Source organism: Burkholderia sp. AU33423 (genome assembly GCF_002223135.1).
Classification (GTDB): domain Bacteria; phylum Pseudomonadota; class Gammaproteobacteria; order Burkholderiales; family Burkholderiaceae; genus Burkholderia; species Burkholderia lata_D.
The window spans coordinates 236,982-256,439 of sequence record NZ_NKFH01000002.1 but is presented as its reverse complement, the minus strand read 5'-3'; the positions used below and the strand labels follow the sequence as shown (position 1 = coordinate 256,439).

The 19,458-nt window shown below is 67.5% G+C and carries 16 protein-coding genes and 1 riboswitch; of the genes, 3 read left to right on the top strand and 13 right to left on the bottom strand.

The genetic code is table 11. The annotated features are described in order from the left end of the window. Positions 1-44: 44 nt before the first annotated feature. From CFB50_RS01230 to CFB50_RS01220, 3 genes are all read right to left on the bottom strand, one after another. Positions 45-1,202, bottom strand: coding sequence for a cation diffusion facilitator family transporter (locus CFB50_RS01230; RefSeq protein ID WP_089444761.1), 1,158 nt, complete (start codon positions 1,200-1,202; stop codon positions 45-47). A 241-nt stretch (positions 1,203-1,443) separates the two neighbouring features. Continuing rightward, entirely contained in the window at positions 1,444-1,737 is a 294-nt protein-coding gene (locus CFB50_RS01225; protein ID WP_006491875.1) for an H-NS histone family protein, read from the bottom strand. 364 nt (positions 1,738-2,101) lie between these two features. After that, on the bottom strand, positions 2,102-2,761 hold the full coding sequence (locus tag CFB50_RS01220; RefSeq protein ID WP_089444760.1) for a HugZ family pyridoxamine 5'-phosphate oxidase: 660 nt from the start codon (positions 2,759-2,761) through the stop codon (positions 2,102-2,104). Positions 2,762-2,998: 237 nt separating this feature from the next. Between CFB50_RS01220 and CFB50_RS01215 the strand changes: the two genes are divergently transcribed. Continuing rightward, positions 2,999-4,228 (top strand): MFS transporter, encoded by a 1,230-nt coding sequence (locus CFB50_RS01215; protein WP_069246880.1) that lies wholly within the window; start codon positions 2,999-3,001, stop codon positions 4,226-4,228. Between the two features lie 89 nt (positions 4,229-4,317). On the opposite strand, the gene CFB50_RS01210 is transcribed toward CFB50_RS01215, so the two are convergent. Next, a complete protein-coding gene (locus tag CFB50_RS01210) occupies positions 4,318-5,460 on the bottom strand; it encodes a branched-chain amino acid ABC transporter substrate-binding protein (RefSeq protein WP_089444759.1) in 1,143 nt (380 codons plus the stop codon). Positions 5,461-5,877: 417 nt separating this feature from the next. Beyond that, positions 5,878-6,960, bottom strand: coding sequence for an NAD(P)H-dependent flavin oxidoreductase (locus tag CFB50_RS01205; RefSeq protein ID WP_089444758.1), 1,083 nt, complete (start codon positions 6,958-6,960; stop codon positions 5,878-5,880). 223 nt (positions 6,961-7,183) lie between these two features. Here CFB50_RS01205 and CFB50_RS01200 point away from each other — a divergent pair, with 223 nt between their 5' ends. Both CFB50_RS01200 and CFB50_RS01195 read left to right on the top strand, forming a co-directional pair. Next, a complete protein-coding gene (locus CFB50_RS01200; RefSeq protein ID WP_089444757.1) occupies positions 7,184-7,876 on the top strand; it encodes a dienelactone hydrolase family protein in 693 nt (230 codons plus the stop codon). Between the two features lie 81 nt (positions 7,877-7,957). Beyond that, entirely contained in the window at positions 7,958-9,436 is a 1,479-nt protein-coding gene (locus CFB50_RS01195; protein ID WP_089444796.1) for an amidase, read from the top strand. A gap of 88 nt (positions 9,437-9,524) precedes the next feature. On the opposite strand, the gene metF is transcribed toward CFB50_RS01195, so the two are convergent. The 8 genes from metF to flhB all read right to left on the bottom strand — a co-directional run bounded on the left by metF (position 9,525) and on the right by flhB (position 19,179). Continuing rightward, entirely contained in the window at positions 9,525-10,355 is an 831-nt protein-coding gene (metF, locus tag CFB50_RS01190; RefSeq protein ID WP_069246875.1) for a methylenetetrahydrofolate reductase [NAD(P)H], read from the bottom strand. 25 nt (positions 10,356-10,380) lie between these two features. Continuing rightward, on the bottom strand, positions 10,381-10,734 hold the full coding sequence (locus CFB50_RS01185) for a phage holin family protein (RefSeq protein ID WP_006477367.1): 354 nt from the start codon (positions 10,732-10,734) through the stop codon (positions 10,381-10,383). A gap of 162 nt (positions 10,735-10,896) precedes the next feature. Further along, positions 10,897-12,315: an adenosylhomocysteinase gene (ahcY, locus tag CFB50_RS01180; RefSeq protein ID WP_089444756.1), complete on the bottom strand. Its 1,419-nt coding sequence runs from the start codon at positions 12,313-12,315 to the stop codon at positions 10,897-10,899. 32 nt (positions 12,316-12,347) lie between these two features. After that, positions 12,348-12,462: riboswitch (S-adenosyl-L-homocysteine riboswitch) on the bottom strand. Between the two features lie 108 nt (positions 12,463-12,570). Next, complete coding sequence (locus CFB50_RS01175) at positions 12,571-13,305, bottom strand: RNA polymerase sigma factor FliA (protein WP_089444755.1); 735 nt, start codon at positions 13,303-13,305, stop codon at positions 12,571-12,573. A gap of 22 nt (positions 13,306-13,327) precedes the next feature. Further along, the gene (locus CFB50_RS01170; RefSeq protein ID WP_069246873.1) at positions 13,328-14,146 is read right to left on the bottom strand and encodes a nucleotide-binding protein; all 819 of its coding nucleotides are present in this window, start codon (positions 14,144-14,146) and stop codon (positions 13,328-13,330) included. After that, the gene (gene flhF, locus CFB50_RS01165; protein WP_089444754.1) at positions 14,139-15,884 is read right to left on the bottom strand and encodes a flagellar biosynthesis protein FlhF; all 1,746 of its coding nucleotides are present in this window, start codon (positions 15,882-15,884) and stop codon (positions 14,139-14,141) included. The genes CFB50_RS01170 and flhF overlap by 8 nt, the downstream gene beginning before the upstream one ends. After that, positions 15,881-17,983 (bottom strand): flagellar biosynthesis protein FlhA, encoded by a 2,103-nt coding sequence (gene flhA / locus CFB50_RS01160; RefSeq protein WP_089444753.1) that lies wholly within the window; start codon positions 17,981-17,983, stop codon positions 15,881-15,883. The genes flhF and flhA overlap by 4 nt, the downstream gene beginning before the upstream one ends. Then, a complete protein-coding gene (gene flhB / locus CFB50_RS01155; protein ID WP_069246870.1) occupies positions 17,980-19,179 on the bottom strand; it encodes a flagellar biosynthesis protein FlhB in 1,200 nt (399 codons plus the stop codon). Before flhB ends, flhA begins: the two co-directional genes overlap by 4 nt. Between the last annotated feature and the right edge of the window lie 279 nt (positions 19,180-19,458).

The window sequence follows — 19,458 nt, the reverse complement described above, 5'->3', positions numbered from 1 at the left end:
CAAGCGCGCGCCGGCGGCCTTCCATCTCGTGTGCCCGCGGCGGGTCACGCCTGCGCGGGCACCGTGCGCGTGAAGCCGATCCGGCGCGCGCCGAACTCGCGCTTCAGCGCGTCGGCGTCGAGCCGGCCGGCCAGTGCCGCGTCGGTGTCGTGCGGATCGCAGGCAAGCGTCACGTCGATCTCGAGCCCCGTACTCAGGTAATGCAGGTTGATGGCCGCCGCATGCAGCCCGCGCTGCGCGAGCGCGGCCTCGAGCCGGGCCACGATCTCGCCGCGCGGCGGCAGCGCGAGCGCCGGACGGCGCGCCGCGTCGTTCTCCGGATCGACGTGAATCAGCGCGTCGAGCACGCGCGGGTCGGTCAATACGCGCGCACGCGCGGTCTCGGCGATGTAATGCCCTTCGGAGACGGAGATTTTCGGATCGACGAGGATGTGCGCGTCGACGAGCGCGGCATCGCCCATCTTGCGCGTGCGCAGGTCGTGCACGTCGCGCACGCCCGGCGTCGCCGCGAGCAGCGCGCGGATCTCGGCCGTATCGGTCGTATCGAGCGCGCGGTCGGAGAGGTCCTGCAATGCGTCATAGCCGAACGTCCAGCCCATGCGCGCGACCATGAAGCCGACGATCGCCGCCGCGATCGGGTCGAGCAGCCGCACGCCGGCCAGGCTGCCGACGATGCCGATCGCGACGACGAGCGACGATGCGGCATCCGAACGCGCATGCCATGCGTTCGCGACGAGCATCGCCGAGCGGACACGCCGCGCTTCGCGCAGCATGTAGCGAAACAGCGCCTCTTTCGACACGAGCACCGTCAGCGCGACGAGCAGCGCGGAAAAATGGACCGCCGGAATGTTTTCGAGATTAACGAGACGGTCGCCGGCCCGCCATAGCATGCCGACGCCGACCGCAATCAGGATAGCGCCGAGAAACAGCGAGGCGACGGTCTCGTAGCGGCTGTGGCCGTAATTGTGGTCGGCATCCGGCGATGCGCCGCTATGCCGATTCGCAACCAGCACGACAAAATCCGAGATCAAATCGGAAATCGAATGCACCCCGTCGGCAATCAATGCCTGCGAATGTGCAATCGTGCCAACGACGATCTGAAATGTCGCAAGCACGACATTCAGCACAATACTGACGAACGTGCTCTTGCGCGCAACCGCGTGCTTATCTGTGCTCTGCGCGTCGCCGGAAAACGTGGACATGAAATATGAGATATCGGTGTGCGAAACCCGATTCTATCAAGGGCGCCCCGCGAACTCCGCCAATACCCACAAATTTCTTATTCAAATCAATCGCTTATGCGAACGGGTCGCATTTCCATTCACACCGGATCATTACATTTTCATGACGGCGCCATGTGGCTGGCGGCCGCTGAAAACAAAAAAGCCGCGCTCCTCAACGGACACGCGGCTCTTTTGAAGCGCAGGCTACTTAAACGAGCGTTTAAATCGCAAACTGTTCGCGGTTCTTGCCGGCGATCCAGCGCGGCGGCTTGCCGCGGCCCGACCACGTCGCGCCCGTTTCCGGATCGCGATATTTCGCGGCGACGCCTGCGCGCGGACGGCCAACCTTACCTGCCTTCGCGCGGCTGAGACCGAGTTCGGCGAGCGAAAAGCCGTAGTCGGCAATTTTCTGCTTCACGTCATTCAGCACTTCAGCGTATTCACGCGACTTTGCTTCTTCGATTTGCTTCTCCAGCTTCTCCCGCTGGGCCAGCAGGTCCTTGTAAGAAGACATAGTTTCCCTTTCTATCTGACCAATGGCGCCGATCTGCAGCCAGCTCACCATTCTTGAAATATATGTGCCTCGGATTTTCGAAGGCAGAGATTAGCACAAAAAAGATTTGATAGAAGCGAGATTCACGAAAATCCCGAGATCAATTGGAATTCACACGTGTCATTTTGACCGGTCGCGGCCTTTTCTCAAATTTTTACGTTCCTACACAGAGATTAGGACATTAGCGATTGTCTATAAGGTCTATCAACATACGCAATTACCCTGCATTTGAAAATTAGAAGCTTTCATCGGACGACAGTTTTACGAAAATCGGATGGCGCGACTCGCTAAACGGCAAAGCGCGGACCGGCCGGTATCCGCGACGTCACGTCACATCCCGAGCGCACGCAATCAGCCGCTCGCGCAATTCGCCTGCATCGGCCAATGGCGTATCAAACGGCGTACGCACGCGGCGGCCGTCATGTCGCCAGTCGGCGCCGTGGCGATCGACGCCGAGCAATTCGAGCCCGTCTCGGCGCGCAGCGCCGGCATCGTACGCGTCCCATAACGCCTGCTCCTCGTCGAACGCGAGCGGCGGCAGCGCATCGAGATGCGTGCCGTCGACCCAGCCCATGCGCCCGAACCCGCCGATATAGCGCAGCCGCTCGACGTCGAGCGCCCAGAACGTGAAATCGCCGAGCGCGAGATAGCGCGCGGCGTCCGGCTCATAACGACCGTAGCGCGCGGTGACGTGCGGATCGTCGCCGAGCGGCACGAACCGGCCGAGCAGCGTCGCGCGCTCGGCGTTCAGCACGTCGCCGTCGGGCGCGTCGACGACGAGGAAGCCCGCGCGCGGATCGGCGGCCAGGTTGCGCGTGTGCTCCGCGAGGCCGCTCACGAGGATCACGGGACGATGGCTTGCATCGGGTGCAAACGGGACGACCGTCGGATACGGGAAACCCTGCGGATCGCGCGAATGGGTGGCGAGCGTGCCGAGCGCGCAGCGGTGCAGCAGATGCACGGTGAGAGCGGGATCGATGTTCAAGAGGACTCCTGCGGTCGAAAGGCGGCGCGCCGGGCACGCCATGCGCTTCGATGTTACCCGCGGGCGCGGCGCGCCGCGCATCGGTCGAACGGCCTATGCAGTCGATACGGCCGAACGCGGGTCACCGGGAAATCGCCGGATCATCGGCCGAACGGCCAACGCCCGGCAGGATCGTAAGCGGTTCGATAGAATCTGACGGATCCGACGGGCGCCGCGTGCGTCCGTGCATTTCTTTTGATGAGCGTCACCGTGTCCGAATCCTCCTCCCCCGAATCGTCGTCCCCGTTCGCCGCGCCGCCCGACGCGCATCGCGTGCTGTCGCTACCGGCCCGCCAGCGGGCGCGCGCGGCGTCGATGGCGCTGTTCTTCGTCGCCGGCATGATGTTCGCGTCATGGGGCGTGCACGTGCCGACCGTGCGCGACAAGTTCGCGCTGAGCCCCGGGCTGCTGTCGATCGCGCTGTTCGCGGTCGCCGTCGGCTCGATTACCGCGATGCTGACCATCGCGCGCTGGATCGCGCGCGTCGGCTCGCGCACCGCGTGCCTCGCGGGCGGGCTCGTGATGTCGGCCTGCGCGGCGCTGATCCTCGTCGTGCCCGACTATCCGTTGCTGCTGGCCGTGCTCGCGCTGTTCGGCTTCTCGATGGCGACGCTCGACGTCGCGATGAACGCCGAGGCCAGCGCGGTCGAAATTGCGATCGGCAGGCCGATCATGTCGTCGCTGCACGGCATGTTCAGCATCGGCGGGATGGCCGGTGCGGCCGCCGGCGGCGCGCTGCTGTCGGCCGGCATGGCGCCGGCCGTGCATCTCGCGCTCGCGGCGGCGACCAGCGCGACGGTGCTGGTGATCGCCAGCCCGGCCGTGCTGCCGCATGTGCCACACCACGAACATGCGCACGGCGGCGGCAACCGCTGGCGCTCGCCGGCGTTGTGGATGCTCGGCGGCATCGCGCTCGTCGCGCTGATCGCCGAAGGCGCGATGTACGACTGGGCGACGGTCTACATGCGCGACGTCGTCGTGGCGAGCCCCGCGCTCGCCAGCGCCGCCTATGCCGCGTTCTCGGGCGGGATGGCCATCGCGCGCTTCGCGGGCGACGCCGTGCGCGCCCGCTTCGGCGCGCCGCAGCTCGTGTTCGCGAGCGCGTCGCTCGCCTGCGCGGGGATGATCGGCGCGCTGCTGCTGCCGTATTCGGCCACGGTGCTGACCGGCTTCACGCTGATGGGCCTCGGCCTCGCGAACATGATGCCGGTGCTGTTCGCGGCTGCCGCTCGCGTGAAAGGCATCCATGCAGCCGAAGGGCTCGCGCACGTGGCCGGGCTCGCGTATTTCGGCATGCTGTTCGGTCCGGTCGTGATCGGCGCCGTCGCGCAGGCGTCGAACCTGACGATCGGGCTGTCCGTCGTCGCGCTGTGCGCGGCGCTCGTCGCGGCCGTCGCGCCGAAGGTGCTCGCGCGGCTGAAGATCTGACGGGGGCGCGGCAGCCGCCGGCCCCAAAAGAAAGCGCGCATGCGTTGCCGCATGCGCGCTTTCACCCCTTCTGTTGACCGCTTGTATCGTTACATCTTCACTTCGTCGAGCAGCGACTTCTTGCCGCCCTTGTAGTTGTACAGCGAGATCACGCCGTGCTGCAGGTCGCCCTTCGAGTCGAAGGTCGTCGTGCCGATCACGCCCGAGTAGTTCGTCGCCGGCATCGCGGCAAGGATCTTCGCCGGATCCGTCGAGTTCGAGCGCTTCATCGCATCGACGATGATGTACACGGCGTCATACGTGAACGGTGCGTAGATCTGGATCGGCTGGCCGAAGCGCTTCTCGTACTTCGACTTGAACGCCGCGCCGCCCGACATCTTCTCGAGCGAAGCACCGGCTTCCGAACACACCACGTTGTCGGTCGCGTCGCCGGCCAGGTCGGCCAGCTTTTCCGTGCACACGCCGTCGCCCGCGAGGATCTTCGCGCGCAGGCCGAGCTGCTTCGCCTGCTTCGCGAACGGGCCGCCCGTTGCGTCCATGCCGCCGTACATGATCGCGTCCGGATTCTCGCCCTTGATCTTGGTCAGAATCGCGCGGAAGTCGACCGCCTTGTCGTTCGTCGCGTCATGCGACATCACCTTCAGGCCGAGCGCCTTGGCCTTCTTCTCGAACTCGTTCGCGAGACCCTGGCCGTACGCGGTCGAATCGTCGACCACGGCCACGCTCTTGATGCCCTTCGAGTGCGCGTAGTTCGCGAGTGCCGGACCCTGCTGCGCATCGGTGGCCACCACGCGGTACGTGGTCTTGAAGCCCTGCTGCGTGTAGGCCGGGTTGGTCGCCGACGGCGAGATCTGCACGATGCCCGCATCGCTGTAGATCTTCGAGGCCGGGATCGACGTGCCCGAGTTCAGGTGGCCGACCACCGCGACGACCTTGTCGTCGACGAGCTTCTGCGCAACCTGCGTGGCCTGCCGCGGGTCGGCCGCGTCATCCTGCGGGTCGAGTTGCAGCGTGATTTTCTGGCCGCCGACCGTGAGACCCTTGGCGTTGATCTCTTCGACTGCGAGACGTGCGCCGTTTTCGTTGTCCTTGCCCAGGTGTGCAATGCCGCCCGTCAAGGGCGCGACGTGGCCGATCTTGACGACTTGATCGGCCGCTGCGTTGCCCGCAGCTGCAGCGCACAGCATCGCGGCCGCGGTGATCGGCAACAGCTTTTGCATCTTGATATTCATGTAAGTCTCCAGTTTCGGTCCCAATAAAACGCCATCGCCCGGTGCCCCGCTGCCATCCCTGTGTTTGCAATCACTGGACGATTCGCCGGTTGCATCGTTCATGCACTTGGCCTCAAGCACGTGAAAACCGCCGCTTTTAGCGGCCGCCCGTCCGTACTTGCGCGCAAGTGTAGGTGATCAAATTAATTTGTGGGACTTTTTTGGGGTAGTGGTAACACTACCGATATGCACGCTTTGGAATGACGATTCGAATATCGCCGCGAGCCCCGCCGGATAAGGGTTTCCGCTAATTCCAGGTGGCTTGCTGAAAGGTCGTTTTAAAACATTCCGGGGGCATTTCGATTCGGTATTTTGTGCCCGTGATCATTGAATGAAACGCGCGTGACAACGCGCGTTTCGTCGTCCGATATGAACGATTCAGGCAGCCGCCGCACGCCATTCGCCATCGAGCGCGGCGACGAGCTGCGACGTCGTCAGCGCATCGCCGCGCCGTCGTGCGAGCGGTGCGCCCTGCCCGGCCCACAGCGACAGGTAGTCGCCGTCGTTCGCGCGCGCGGCGGCCTGGCGCAGCGGCTGCGTCAGCGCGTTCTGCACCGGGTACGGCGCGGCGTCGGCCACGCGTTCGCCGAGCCGGGCCATCAACGTGTTGCGCAGCCCGCGCGCGTGGCGGCCGGTGATCGCGCGGGTGACCTGCGTCGACGTGTCGGCGCTCGCGAGCAGGCGCGCCTTCCAGTCGGCCGCGATCGCGCTTTCCGTGCAGGTGAGGAACGCGGTGCCGAGCTGTGCGCCCTGCGCGCCGAGCGCCAGCGCGGCCGCGATCCCGCAGCCGTCCATGATGCCGCCCGCGGCGAGCACGGGCAGGCCGGTCGCGTCGACCAGTTGCGGCACGAGCGCGAACGTGCCGATCAGCGCGTCATCGGCGGAACCGATGAAGGTGCCGCGATGGCCGCCCGCCTCGGCGCCCTGCGCGGAGATCGCATCGGCGCCGGCCGCCTGCCACGCAAGCCCTTCGGCGACGTGCGTCGCGGTGCCGATCACATAGGTGCCGGCGGCATGCAGGCGTGCGACGTCGGCCGCGTCGAGCACGCCGAACGTGAAGCTCGCGACCGGTACGCGCAGCGCGACGAGCACATCGAGCTGCGCGCGGAAATCGGGCGCGTAGCGCGCGGGCGCCGTGCCCGGCGGCAGGCCGAGCGTTGCATTCAGCGGGTCGATCGCCGCCAGTGCGCGCGCGACGGTCGCCGCGTCGGGCGCGGCTTCATCGGGCAATACGAACAGGTTGATCGCGAACGGCCGATCGGTCGCCGCACGGATCGCGGAGACTTCGGCCTCGATACGTTCGGGCGCGAGCGCGCCGGCGCCGAGGCTGCCGAGCGCACCGGCATTCGAGGCGGCGGCGACCATCGCGGTCGTGGTCGCGCCGACCATCGGCGCCTGCACGAGCGGCAGGCGCAGACCGAAGCGTTCGGAAAAGGATGTGGAAAACGAGCGGGCAGACATGGCGAATCCTTCGATGACGGTGCGCGAAAGCGCTTTGTAAAGGCCGGCACATCGACTCTATCGAAGCGGCGCAGCGCCGAAAAATGAATAATCGAGATCGAAACGATCGCTGCGCGAGAAGCGCTCGCGTGCGCTGCAGCATCGGACGATCGGTGGCACACTAGGCCGCCCTCTTTTCACCCCCGGGGCGCCTCGCGCACCCCGTTCGCCAGGAGTTCAGAACGTGACTGCCCAATGGATCGACATCCCCGCCGGTAACGACAGCTTCGGCGGCTATCTCGCGCTGCCCAAGCGCGGCAAAGGCCCCGCCGTCATCATCATCCAGGAGATCTTCGGCGTGAACTCGCACATCCGTGCGGTCGCCGACCAGTACGCGTCCGACGGCTTCGTCGCTCTCGCGCCGGACGTGTTCTGGCGCACGCAGCCGCGCGTCGAGCTGACCTACGAAGGCGCGGATCGCGACAAGGGCATCGAGCTGATGAAAAAGACCGACGTGGGTCTCGCGGTCGCGGACATCGGCGCGGCCGCCGATGCCTTGCGCGCGCGCCCCGAAGTGGCCGGCAAGGTCGCCGCGATCGGCTACTGCTTCGGCGGCCAGCTCGCGTACCGTGCGGCCGCGACCGGCAAGATCGACGCGGCCGTGGCCTACTACGGCGGCGGCATCCAGAACGCGCTCGACCTCGCCGGCAAGGTCACGCAGCCGATCCTGTTCCACTACGCGGAAAACGACCACGCGATCCCGCCCGCGGCCGTCGACCAGGTGAAGGCCGCATTCGCCGGCCACGGCAACGCGTCGTTCCACGTGTACCCGGGCGCCGAGCACGGCTTCAACTGCACGGACCGCGCGTCGTACAACCAGCGCGCGTCGGCGCTCGCACACGGCCGCACGCTGACCTTCCTCGCCGAGCACCTCTAAAAACGGCCGGCCGCGGGCCCCGTACACCGGGCCCGCGTTATGCTGCTGTCATCGCCACGAGTCACAACGGGGATGACAGCGATGCACTCGGACTATCTCGCGCACGACGCGATCAGCCTTGCCACACTGGTACGCGAACGCAAGGCGAGCCCGCGCGAACTGCTCGACGCCGCGATCGGCCAGGCCGAAGCCGTGAACGGCGCGATCAACGCGATCGTGCTGCAGGACTACGACGCCGCGCGCCAGCGTGCGGCCGCCACACCCGACGGCGGCGCCGACGCGCCGTTCGCCGGCGTTCCCTATCTCGTGAAGGATCTCGGCGCGGCGGTCGCCGGGCTGCCGCTGTCGATGGGCAGCCGGCACTACCGGTATTTCGTGCCCGCCGACGATTCGCCGGTGATCGCGCGCAGCCGCGCGGCCGGTCTCAACGTGTTCGGCAAGACCAACACGTCGGAGATCGGCCAGATGCCGTACACGGAACCCGAACTGTTCGGCGCGTGCCGCAACCCGTGGAATCTCGATCACACGCCCGGCGGCTCGAGCGGCGGTGCGGCGGCGGCCGTCGCGGCCGGCATCGTGCCGATCGCGCATGCGTCCGACGGCGGCGGCTCGATCCGCATTCCGGCGTCGTGCTGCGGGCTGTTCGGCCTGAAGCCGAGCCGCAACCCGGTACTCGTCGACCTGCCGTCGAACGGCGAGCTGGTCGTCCAGCATGCGGTCACGCGCAGCGTGCGCGACAGCGCGCTGCTGCTCGACGTGACGACCGGCCAGACCTTGCCGGCCGGCGCGCCCGGCACGTTCCTCGGCGAGCTCGACACGCCGCCCGGCCCGCTGCGGATCGGCCTCGTGCTCGACCCGATGCTCGCGCCGGCGCTCGCCGACGACACGCGCGCGGCGCTCGACGACGCGGCCGCGCTGCTCGAATCGCTCGGCCACCATGTCGAGCCGGCGACGCTGCACGTCAACTACGCGCGCGCCGCCGAAACCTTCCTCACGTTGTGGGCGACGATCGCCGAGGAGATGGTGCTCGGCGCGCGTGCGCTGACCGGCCGCACGCCGAAGCGCGGCGAATTCGAAGCCGCGACGTGGGCGATGGCCGTGGTCGGCCGGCGCCTCGCGCGCACGCGCCTGCCGGACGTGCTCGAATGGCAGCGCCAGCTCACCGTGCAGGTAGCCGGCCTCGTGTCGCGCTACGACGCGATCCTGTGCGCGTCGCTCGCGGGCCCGCCGGTGAAGATCGGCGAATTGCAGCCGACGCCGTTCGAAGCGGCGCAGATGAAGGTGCTCGCCGCGCTGCCGGTGAAGCCGCTGCTGAAGGAATTGCTCGCGAAGTCGTCGGAAAAGGCGTTCACGTGGGCCGGCTGCACCGAGCTGTTCAACCTGACCGGCCAGCCGGCGATGTCGGTGCCGCTCTACTGGAACGCGCGCGGGCTGCCGATCGGCGTGCAGTTCGCCGCGCGTCACGCCGACGACGCGCTGCTGCTCCGGCTCGCCCGGCAGCTCGAACAGGCGCGGCCGTGGTTCGAGCGCCGCCCGCCGCTGATGCAGGCGCAGCGCTGACGCACGCGGCCGCGCACCGCCGTCATCGAAAAAAAGCCCCGCCGGCACAACCGGCGGGGCTTTGACGCATGCAATCGCGTGAGCTCGCTTACATGACGAGCCGTTCACAGATCGTCCGCGTCGCGGCCGCCGTGTTCAGCGTATAGAAATGCAGACCCGGCACGCCCGCGTCGACCAGACGCTGGCACAGGCTCGTGACGACGTCCGCGCCGAACGCCCGGATCGACTCGCGATCGTCGCCGAAGCTCTCGAGCCGGCGTGCGATCCAGCGCGGCACTTCGGCGCCGCACATCTCGGAGAAACGCATCAGCTGCGAGAAGTTCGTGATCGGCATGATGCCCGGCACGATCGGCACCTCCACGCCCAGCTTGCGCGCATCGTCGACGAAGCGGAAATACGCATCGGCGTTGAAGAAGTACTGCGTGATCGCGGAATTCGCGCCGGCTTTCACCTTGCGCGCGAAATTCTCGAGATCGGCCTTCGGCGAGCGCGCCTGCGGGTGGTACTCCGGATAGCCGGCAACCTCGATGTGGAACCAGTCACCGTGCTCGGCGCGGATGAAGCTGACGAGCTCCGACGCATAGCGCAGTTCGCCGACTTCGCCCATCCCCGACGGCAGGTCGCCACGCAGCGCGACGATGTGGCGGATGCCGTACGAGCGGTACTGGTCGAGGATCGCGCGCAGGCTGTCGCGCGACGAACCGATGCACGACAGGTGCGGCGCGGCCTCGAGGCCGTCCTTCTGCATGTCGAGCACCGTATCGAGCGTGCCCTGCTGCGTCGAACCGCCGGCGCCGAACGTGCAGGACACGAATTTCGGCTTCAGCGGCAGCAGTTGCGCACGCGTGGCGCGCAGCTTCTCGACGCCTTCCGCCGTCTTCGGCGGGAAGAATTCAAACGAGAGTTCGATCGTTTTCATGATTCTGAGGGACCAAGCCCATGCCTCAGCCGATGTCGCGCTGACCGAAGATCAGGGCGGACAGCAGCCACGACACGATGCTGTACAGGATCGAACCGAAGAACGCGGACCAGAAGCCCGACACCTCGAAGCCCTTCAGCAGCGACGACGCGAACCAGAAGCACAACGCGTTCACGACGAGGATGAACACCCCGAGCGTGACGATCGTGACGGGCAGCGTCAGCAGGATCAGCACCGGGCGGATCACCGTGTTGATCAGGCCGAGCACGACCGCGATGATCAGCGCCGTGCCGAAGCTCTTGATGTGGATCGACGGCACGAGGTACGTGATGATCAGCAGCGCGAGCGCGTTGATGACCCAGGTGAGGATGACGCTCATGGAGTGCTCCGGTTCGGTTGTCGATCGGTACGATCAGTGGCCGCCGCCGGCTGCCGCGGGTGCCCGAAGGCGCGCCGCGGCAGCCGGCGATCCCGCGCCGTGCCGCGGTACCGGGTGCGCGCCAGCGACGCGCGCACGGCACCGCGGCAGCGGCGCAGCGGATCAGTAGCGGTAGTGGTTCGGCTTGAACGGGCCGTCCTTCTGCACACCGATGTACGAAGCCTGCTCGTCCGACAGCACGGACAGGTTCGCGCCGATGCGCGCCAGGTGCAGGCGCGCGACCTTTTCATCGAGGTGCTTCGGCAGCACGTACACCTTGTTCTCGTACTCGTTGCCGCGCACGAACAGCTCGATCTGCGCGAGGGTCTGGTTTGCGAACGAGTTCGACATCACGAACGACGGGTGGCCGGTCGCGCAGCCGAGGTTCACGAGGCGGCCTTCCGCCAGCAGGATCACGCGCTTGCCGTCCGGGAAGATGATGTGGTCGACCTGCGGCTTGATGTTTTCCCACTGGTACTGGCGCGTCGACGCGACGTCGATTTCCGAGTCGAAGTGACCGATGTTGCAGACGATTGCGTTGTGGCGCATCGCCTTCATGTGATCGTGGTTGATCACGTGGTAGTTGCCGGTCGCCGTCACGAAGATGTCGGCCTTGTCGGCCGCGTATTCCATCGTCACGACGCGGTAGCCTTCCATCGCCGCCTGCAGTGCGCAGATCGGGTCGATTTCGGTGACCCACACGGTCGCGCCCAGGCCGCGCAGCGATTGCGCGCAGCCCTTGCCCACGTCGCCGTAGCCCGCGACGACCGCGACCTTGCCCGCGATCATCACGTCGGTCGCACGCTTGATGCCGTCGACCAGCGATTCACGGCAGCCGTACAGGTTGTCGAACTTCGACTTCGTGACCGAATCGTTCACGTTGAACGCCGGGAACGGCAGGCGGCCGTCCTTTTCCATCTGGTACAGGCGGTGCACGCCGGTCGTGGTTTCTTCGGTCACGCCCTTGATGTGCGCGAGGCGCGTCGAGTACCAGGTCGGGTCCGCGTCGAGGTGCTGCGCGATCGACTTGTACAGCGCGACTTCTTCCTCGTTGGTCGGCTTAGCGATCACCGAACGGTCCTTCTCGGCCTTCGCGCCGAGGATCAGCAGCAGCGTTGCGTCGCCGCCGTCGTCCAGGATCATGTTCGCGAATTCACCGTTCGGCCATTCGAAGATGCGGTGCGAGAACTCCCAGTATTCGTCGAGCGATTCGCCCTTGAACGCGAACACCGGCGTGCCGGCTTCGACGATCGCGGCAGCGGCGTGGTCCTGCGTCGAGAAGATGTTGCACGAGGCCCAGCGGACGTCCGCGCCGAGCGCCTTCAGCGTCTCGATCAGCACGCCCGTCTGGATCGTCATGTGCAGCGAACCGGCAATGCGCGCGCCCTTCAGCGGTTGCTGTGCCTTGTATTCGTCACGGATCTGCACGAGGCCCGGCATTTCGGTCTCGGCGATGTTCAGTTCCTTGCGGCCCCAGCCGGCCAGCGCCATGTCGGCGACGACGTAATCGTTGGTAGCTTTGGAATCGATAATGGCGTTCATCACGCCCTCCTTTCTAAAAAGTTTCTAGATTGGTGACGTGAGCGCCGTTCAGGAAGCGGGGCCGACGCGGTTGTGCCGCACGACTGCTTGGTGAAGCCTTCCGAGCCTGGCGGACACAGGAGGTCCGTCGCAACGCTCCTCGGAAAGCGGAGAGGATTGTAGCAAATCGGCGCGCGGAATGCGCAAGCATGCACACATACGGCGCGCACCCGGCACCAGCGCGCGGCGCCGGCGCGCGCGGCCGTCAGGAAAGGGTCAGGACTCCGCGCCGACCCACGCCTGTTCGCGCAGCCGTGCGCGCAGGCGCGCGACCGCCTGGCTGTGCAGCTGGCACACGCGCGATTCGCTCACTTCGAGCACCGCGCCGATCTCGCGCAGATTCAGACCCCGTTCGTAGTACAGCGACATCAGCAGCTTCTCGCGCTCCGGCAGCCGCTCGATCGCCTCGACGAGCGCTTCGCGCAGGTGCTCGTCGAGCAGCGCCGACAGCGGATCGGTGTGATCGACGCGGTAGCGGTCGAGGAACGGTTCGTCGTCGGCCGCGCGGTCGAAATCCTCGTAATAGATCAGCTGGCTGCCGTGCAGGTCCTGCAGCATCCCCTGGTATTCGTCGAGCGGCATGTTCAGGTGCTGCGCGATCTCGGTCTCGCTCGCCGAGCGGCCAAGATGCTGCTCGACCTGGTGCACCGCGTGCTCGACCTCGCGCGACGTCTTGCGCAGGCTGCGCGGCAGCCAGTCGTTGCTGCGCAGCTCGTCGAGCATCGCGCCGCGGATACGCTGCGTCGCGTAGGTCTCGAACTGCGCGCCCTGGTCCTCCTTGTAGCGGCCGGCCGCGTCCATCAGGCCGATCATGCCGGCCTGGATCAGGTCGTCGAGGTCGACGCTCGCCGGCATCTTCGCGACGAGCTGCAGCCCGAGGCGTCGCACGAGCGGCGCATATTGCGCGAGCACGTCGGCCTGGGACATCTTTCCTTGAGCGTTGTACATCATGGCTCTCTCCTTCCGGTGGCGCTCATGCGGCGTGGGCCGCCCCCGCCTCATACGACGGCTTGCCGCCCGCGTGCACGGCGCGGCCCGCACCCGGACGCGGGCGCATCGGCCAGTACAGCAGGTCGGCGGCAATCTGCCGGTAATCGCGCGCGGCGGCCGACGACGGGAACGCGTCGACCGCGGCACGCGTCAGTTCGCGCGCATGCTCGACGAGCGGATCGGCGCTCACGCAGCCCGCGTCGGCGATCGACACCGTCAGGTAGCGGCTCGCGACGCCCGCGAGGTTGTCGAACGCCGTCTTCGCGTCCGCGTGGCTGCCGACGTGATTGGTCAGCACGCGGAACTGCGCGAACGCGTGCGCAAAATGCAGCCGCTTCATGCACGCATACGCCTCGGTGATCGCCTGCGCGGCGACCCGCGTGACGACCAGCACGTCGTGCGCTTCGCGTGCGAGCGCCGAGAACGAACCGTCGGCGCCGAGCTGCGCGTCGACGAGGACGATGTCGGCCGGCCCGTCGATGAAATCGCTCAGCTGCGCGTCGGTGTAGCCGGTGCGCGCGAGCCGCGCCGCGGCGCACAGGCCGAAGCCGGCCGCGACCCGCGCGCGCTCGCCGTCGCGCAGCCACGCGCCCGCCAGCGTCGCGCTGGCCGAATGCACGTCGGCACGCTCGTCGACGACGAGCACATCCTTGCCGAGCGACGCGAGCGCCGCCGCCAGGTTCACGACGGTGGACGTGCAGCCGACACCCGCCGGCCCGCCCGCCACCGCGACGATGCGTGACGCGCGCCCGGCCAGCAGGCGCCGCAGCCCTTCGGCCTGGTCGATGATTTGTTTATCCAAATCGCACCTCGTGCAGCTCGGCGGTGGAACGTGCGGTCAGTGCGGAAAGCAGCGTCGGCATGTCCTCGTCTTGCGGCACGAAGGGCGAGCCGTCGCGCGGTACACAGAACGCGCTCTTCAGCAGGAATTTGGTCGACGCGACGTACAGGTTCTCCGGCACTTTCTGGCCGGTCGACACGTAATGGATCGGCAGCTTGTAGCGGATCACCGTGTCGAGCACGCCGCCGAGGTGGGTCGCCTCGTCGAGCTTCGTGAGGATGCAGCCGGCCAGGTCCGGGTGCTCGCCCGCGCTGCGGTACGCCTGCACGACTTCGTTGAGCGTGTCGCCGTGGCTGGTCGCGTTGAGCAGCAGCAGGCGCTGCACCGGCGCATTCGCCCCGTGCAGCATCGCGATCTGGTCGGATACCGCGCGGTCGCGCTGGCTCATGCCGATCGTGTCGATCAGCACGATGTGCTTGTTGCGCAGCTCGGACAGCGCGAGCGCGAGGTCGCCCGCATCCTTCACCGCGTGCACGGGCACGCCGAGGATCTTGCCGAAGATGCGCAGCTGCTCGTGGCCGCCGATCCGGTAGCTGTCGGTGGTCAGCAGCGCGACCTTGCTCGCGCCGAAGCGCATCACGCAGCGTGCGGCCAGCTTCGCGGTGGTGGTCGTCTTGCCGACGCCCGTCGGCCCCATCAGCGCGAACACGCCGCCGCGCTCCATCAGCGCATCTTCGCTGTCGAGCACCGGCAGGTTCGACGCGAGCACCGACCGCGCCCATTCGGCGGCCTGTTCGAGGGTCTGCGCGCCGTCGCCGGCCGGCATGTTGTCGACCAGCATCCGCACGAGCTGCGCGGAGAAACCGGCCGCGAACAGGTGCTTCGTCAGCGCGCCGTGCACGGCGCTGCGACGCTGGCGGTCGTGCCACATCAGGCTGTCGAACTGCTCTGCCATCATCCCGCGCAGTTCGCCGAGCTCCTGCATCACCGTATCGTTGACGATCCGCTCGATGCGCGACTTCACGGCATCGGCCACCGCGGTGGCCGCGTCGGCGGACAGGCGCGTGCGCTCGGCCGCCATCGCGGCATGCATCGCGCTCGTGTTCGTGTCGGGCGCGCGGGTGGCGGCGGCCGGCATCCGGCGTTCGGCGTCGCGCACGATGTCGCGTGCCCAGTTGGGCGGCGTCGCGCTCGCGGCGGCCTGCGGGGCAGGCGCGCTCGCTTGCGGCGCGGCGGGCGTCGCCTGCGCACGCGCCATCAGCGCGTCGCGCTGCTGCGTCAGGCGCTTCGCGTGCTCGACGAGCCACGGCGCGGGCTCGGAGGCCGCGGCCGGCGTGGGAGCGGCGGAAGACGGCGCTGCCGCAGCCGGCGCGTCCTCATCGAATGCCGAAGGTTGCGCCGTCGCCTCGTCCGCGTCGGCGCTTGCACCGAACACCGACGAGAACACGTCCGGCAGCCCGCCTTCGCCTGCTGCGTACGGATTGACCGTCGGGCGGGCCAGCGCCGCACCCGGGCGCGACACGATGCCCGGCACGGCGGCAGCCGGCACGGATTCCGGCGTGCGCGACGCGGCGATGCGCGGACGCGCCGCGGCCGGCGGCGTCACGGCGGCCAGGTCCGAATCTGCCAGGGCGACGATTTCCACGCTGCCGTCATCGAGCGTGCGGTTCGACAGCACGACCGCGTCGGCGCCGAGCGCCTCGCGCACCAGACGAAGTGCGTCGCGGCTCGTTGCGCCGGTGAATTTGCGAATGTTCAAGCGGAACCCCCGATGACGTTAACGACTTTGATCGTGCGTGTGTCCGGCACTTCGGCATACGACAGCACTTTCAATTGCGGCAGGCTGCGGCGCAGGAAACGCGCGAGCATCGCGCGCAGCGCGTGCTGCACCAGCAGCACGGGCGGCAGCCCGAGATTCTGTTGACGCAGCATCGCCTGTTGCGTGCCGGTCAGAAGGTTGTGCGCGAGGCCGGGTTCGAGGCCCGGGTTCGCGCCGGTGGCGAGCGCCTGCGACAGCACGCGCTCGAGATTCGAGTCGAGACCCATCACCTGCATCTCGCCGGCGCCCGGATACCACTGCTGCGTGATCGCGCGGCCGAGCGACAGCCGCACCGCGGCCGTGATCTCGAACGCATCGCCGCGGCCCGCGTGTTCGGACACCGCTTCGAGGATCGTGCGCATGTCGCGGATCGGCACGCCTTCCTCGAGCAGGTTCTGCAGCACTTTCTGCAGCGTGGTGAGCGAGATCGTCTTCGGCACGAGGTCCTCGACGAGCGACGGCGCATCCTTGCCGGTGCGCTCGACGAGCGACTGCACTTCCTGGCGGCCGAGCAGCTCGGCCGCGTGCTGGACGACCAGATGGTTCAGGTGCGTCGCGACGACCGTGCTCGCGTCGACCACCGTGTAGCCGTACACCTGCGCCTGTTCGCGCATCGCGACGTCGATCCACACGGCCGGCAGCCCGAACGCGGGATCCTGCGTGACGGCGCCGGGCAGCGCGGCAGTCACCTGGCCGGGGTTGATCGCGAGCCACTGGCCCGGGAACACTTCGCCGACGCCGATCTCGACGCCCTTCAGCGCGATCCGGTACGCGTTCGGTCGCAGCTCGAGGTTGTCGCGGATATGGATGACCGGCGGCAGGAAGCCGATTTCCTGCGCGAATTTCTTGCGGATGCTCTTGATGCGCTTGAGGAGTTCGCCGTCGCTGTTCTTGTCGACGAGCGGGATCAGGCGGTAGCCGACTTCCAGCCCGAGCGGGTCGATCAGTTGCACGTCGTCCCAGGTCGCCTCGTGGCTGTCCGACGGCAGCGCTGCGGGCGGCGCGATGTCGGTCAGGTCGCCGGCCGCCTTGCGGGCCGCCGCGCGCTTGGTCTGCGTGCGGGCCAGCCAGATCGCGCCGCCGCCGAGTGCGAGGAACGCGAAGTGCGGCATGCCCGGGATCAGGCCCATCAGCACGATGATCGCGCCGGTGATGTTCAGCACGCGCGGGTTCGTGAACAGCTGGCCGGTGATCTGCGTGCCGATGTCCTCGTCGGTCGCGACGCGCGACACGATCACGCCGGCCGCGGTCGAGATCACGAGCGACGGGATCTGCGCGACGAGGCCGTCGCCGATCGTCAGCAGCGTGTAGTTGGTGCCGGCGGCCGCGAACGTCATGTCGTGCTGGACCATCCCGACGATCAGCCCGCCGATCACGTTGATCGCCATGATGATCAGGCCGGCGATCGCATCGCCGCGCACGAACTTCGACGCGCCGTCCATCGACCCGTAGAACTCGGCTTCCTGCGACACGGCCAGGCGGCGCTTGCGCGCCTGCTCTTCGTTGATGAGGCCCGCGTTCAGGTCGGCGTCGATCGCCATCTGCTTGCCGGGCATCGCGTCGAGCGTGAAGCGCGCGGACACTTCGGCGATCCGCCCCGCGCCCTTCGTGATCACCATGAAGTTGATGATCATCAGGATCACGAACACGACGATGCCGACCGCGAAGTTGCCGCCGACCAGGAAGTGGCCGAACGCCTCGATCACCTGGCCGGCCGCGTCCGGGCCCGTGTGGCCTTCGAGCAGCACGACGCGCGTCGATGCGACGTTCAGCGACAGGCGCAACAGCGTCGAGAACAGCAGCACGCTCGGGAACGCCGCGAAGTCGAGCGGCTTCATCGTGTACATGCTGACGAGCAGCACCATCACGGACAGCGCGATGTTGAACGTGAACAGCAGATCCAGCAGCATCGGCGGCAGCGGCAGGATCATCATCCCCAGGATCATGCAGATGAGGATCGGGCCCGCGAGCGCGCGCAGGTTCGTGCCCGCGAACGGGTTCGGGCGCTTCGCGAACAGGCCGGTGGTCGGGGTGCTCATGCTGCGGTCCCTTGCTTGCCGAGGGTGTCCTCGGCTTCTTCACGTTCGTCGTCGGCGGCGACCGACGTCCCCTTGTCGAGTTCGGCCGGCACCTCCAGATCGACCGGCATCGCCGGGAACGCGCCGCCTTCCGAACGGAAGCGCTTGAGCTGGTAGACCCACGCGAGCACTTCGGCGACGGCCGAGTACAGCGAGCCGGGAATCTCGCGTTCGAGTTCGACGTTGTGATACAGCGCACGCGCGAGCGGCGGCGCTTCGAGCAGCGGCACGTTGTGTTCCGCCGCGAGTTCGCGGATGCGCGCGGCGACGAGGTTCACGCCCTTCGCGACCACCTTCGGCGCGCGCATCTCGCCGTCCGTGTATTGCAGCGCGACGGCGAAGTGCGTCGGGTTCGTCACGACCACGTCGGCCTTCGGCACGGCCGCCATCATCCGGCGGCGCGCGATCGCGCGCTGCTGCTGGCGAATCCGCCCCTTCACGTGCGGATCGCCTTCGTTCTCGCGATGCTCGCGCTTCACTTCTTCCTTCGTCATGCGCAACTTCTTGTCGTACTGCCAGATTTGGTAAGGCACATCGAGTGCGGCCACCACCAGCATCCCGGCGACCGTCGTGCCGCAGCACACGGCGATCAGGTGCAGCGCATCGGGCAGCGCCACGCCGAGCGGCTGCGTCGCGAGGGCGAGCAGCTCGTCCTTGCTGCGCCAGATCGCGATGCCGCCGATGCCGCCGACGACCAGCGTCTTCGCGAACGACATCCCGAGCTGGATCGGCCCCTGGATCGAGAAGATCCGGCCGAGGCCCGAGATCGGGTTCAGGCGGTCGAACTTCAGCTCGAACGTCTTCGACGAGATCAGCCAGCCGCCGAGCGCCATCGGCGCGAGCAGCGCGGCGACGCCGGTGAGCGCGAGGATCGGCAGCAGCGCGGCGAAGCCTTCGAGGCTCGCGCTGCCGGCCGCCGACAGCATCCGGTTCGTGTCGAACGCGGTCGCGCGATCGAACGTGAACGCGCCGCGCAGCATCGCCTGCAGATGCCCGCCCGACGGGCCCGCAAGCAGCCACGCGCCGTAGAACCCGGCCGCGAGCAGCGCGAACGAAGCCAGCTCGCGCGAACGCGCGACCTGCCCCTCCTCGCGCGCCTTCTCGCGGCGCCTGGGAGTGGCGGCTTCGGTCTTGTCGAGATCGCTCTCGTCTGCCACGGGGCCTCCAGTCGGGTACGGCGGAATGCCGCTTTCCAGTGACACCGATTATTCATGGAGGCGTCAAACGCCGATCGGTCGAGCAAAGCCGGGAAAGGGGGGTATTTCGGGGAATCGGGAGAGCCGGCGCGAACGGGGCTGGACGGGAGACGGAACGGTGTGCGGCGCGGCGGAAAAACGTGCCGATCGTTGCGATCGCAAGGTGTCGGCTCCGGACGAAGCGACGACGACGACGTGAAGCGGGGAAAAGGCGAGGAAACGGTGAGGCAGTGAAGCGTT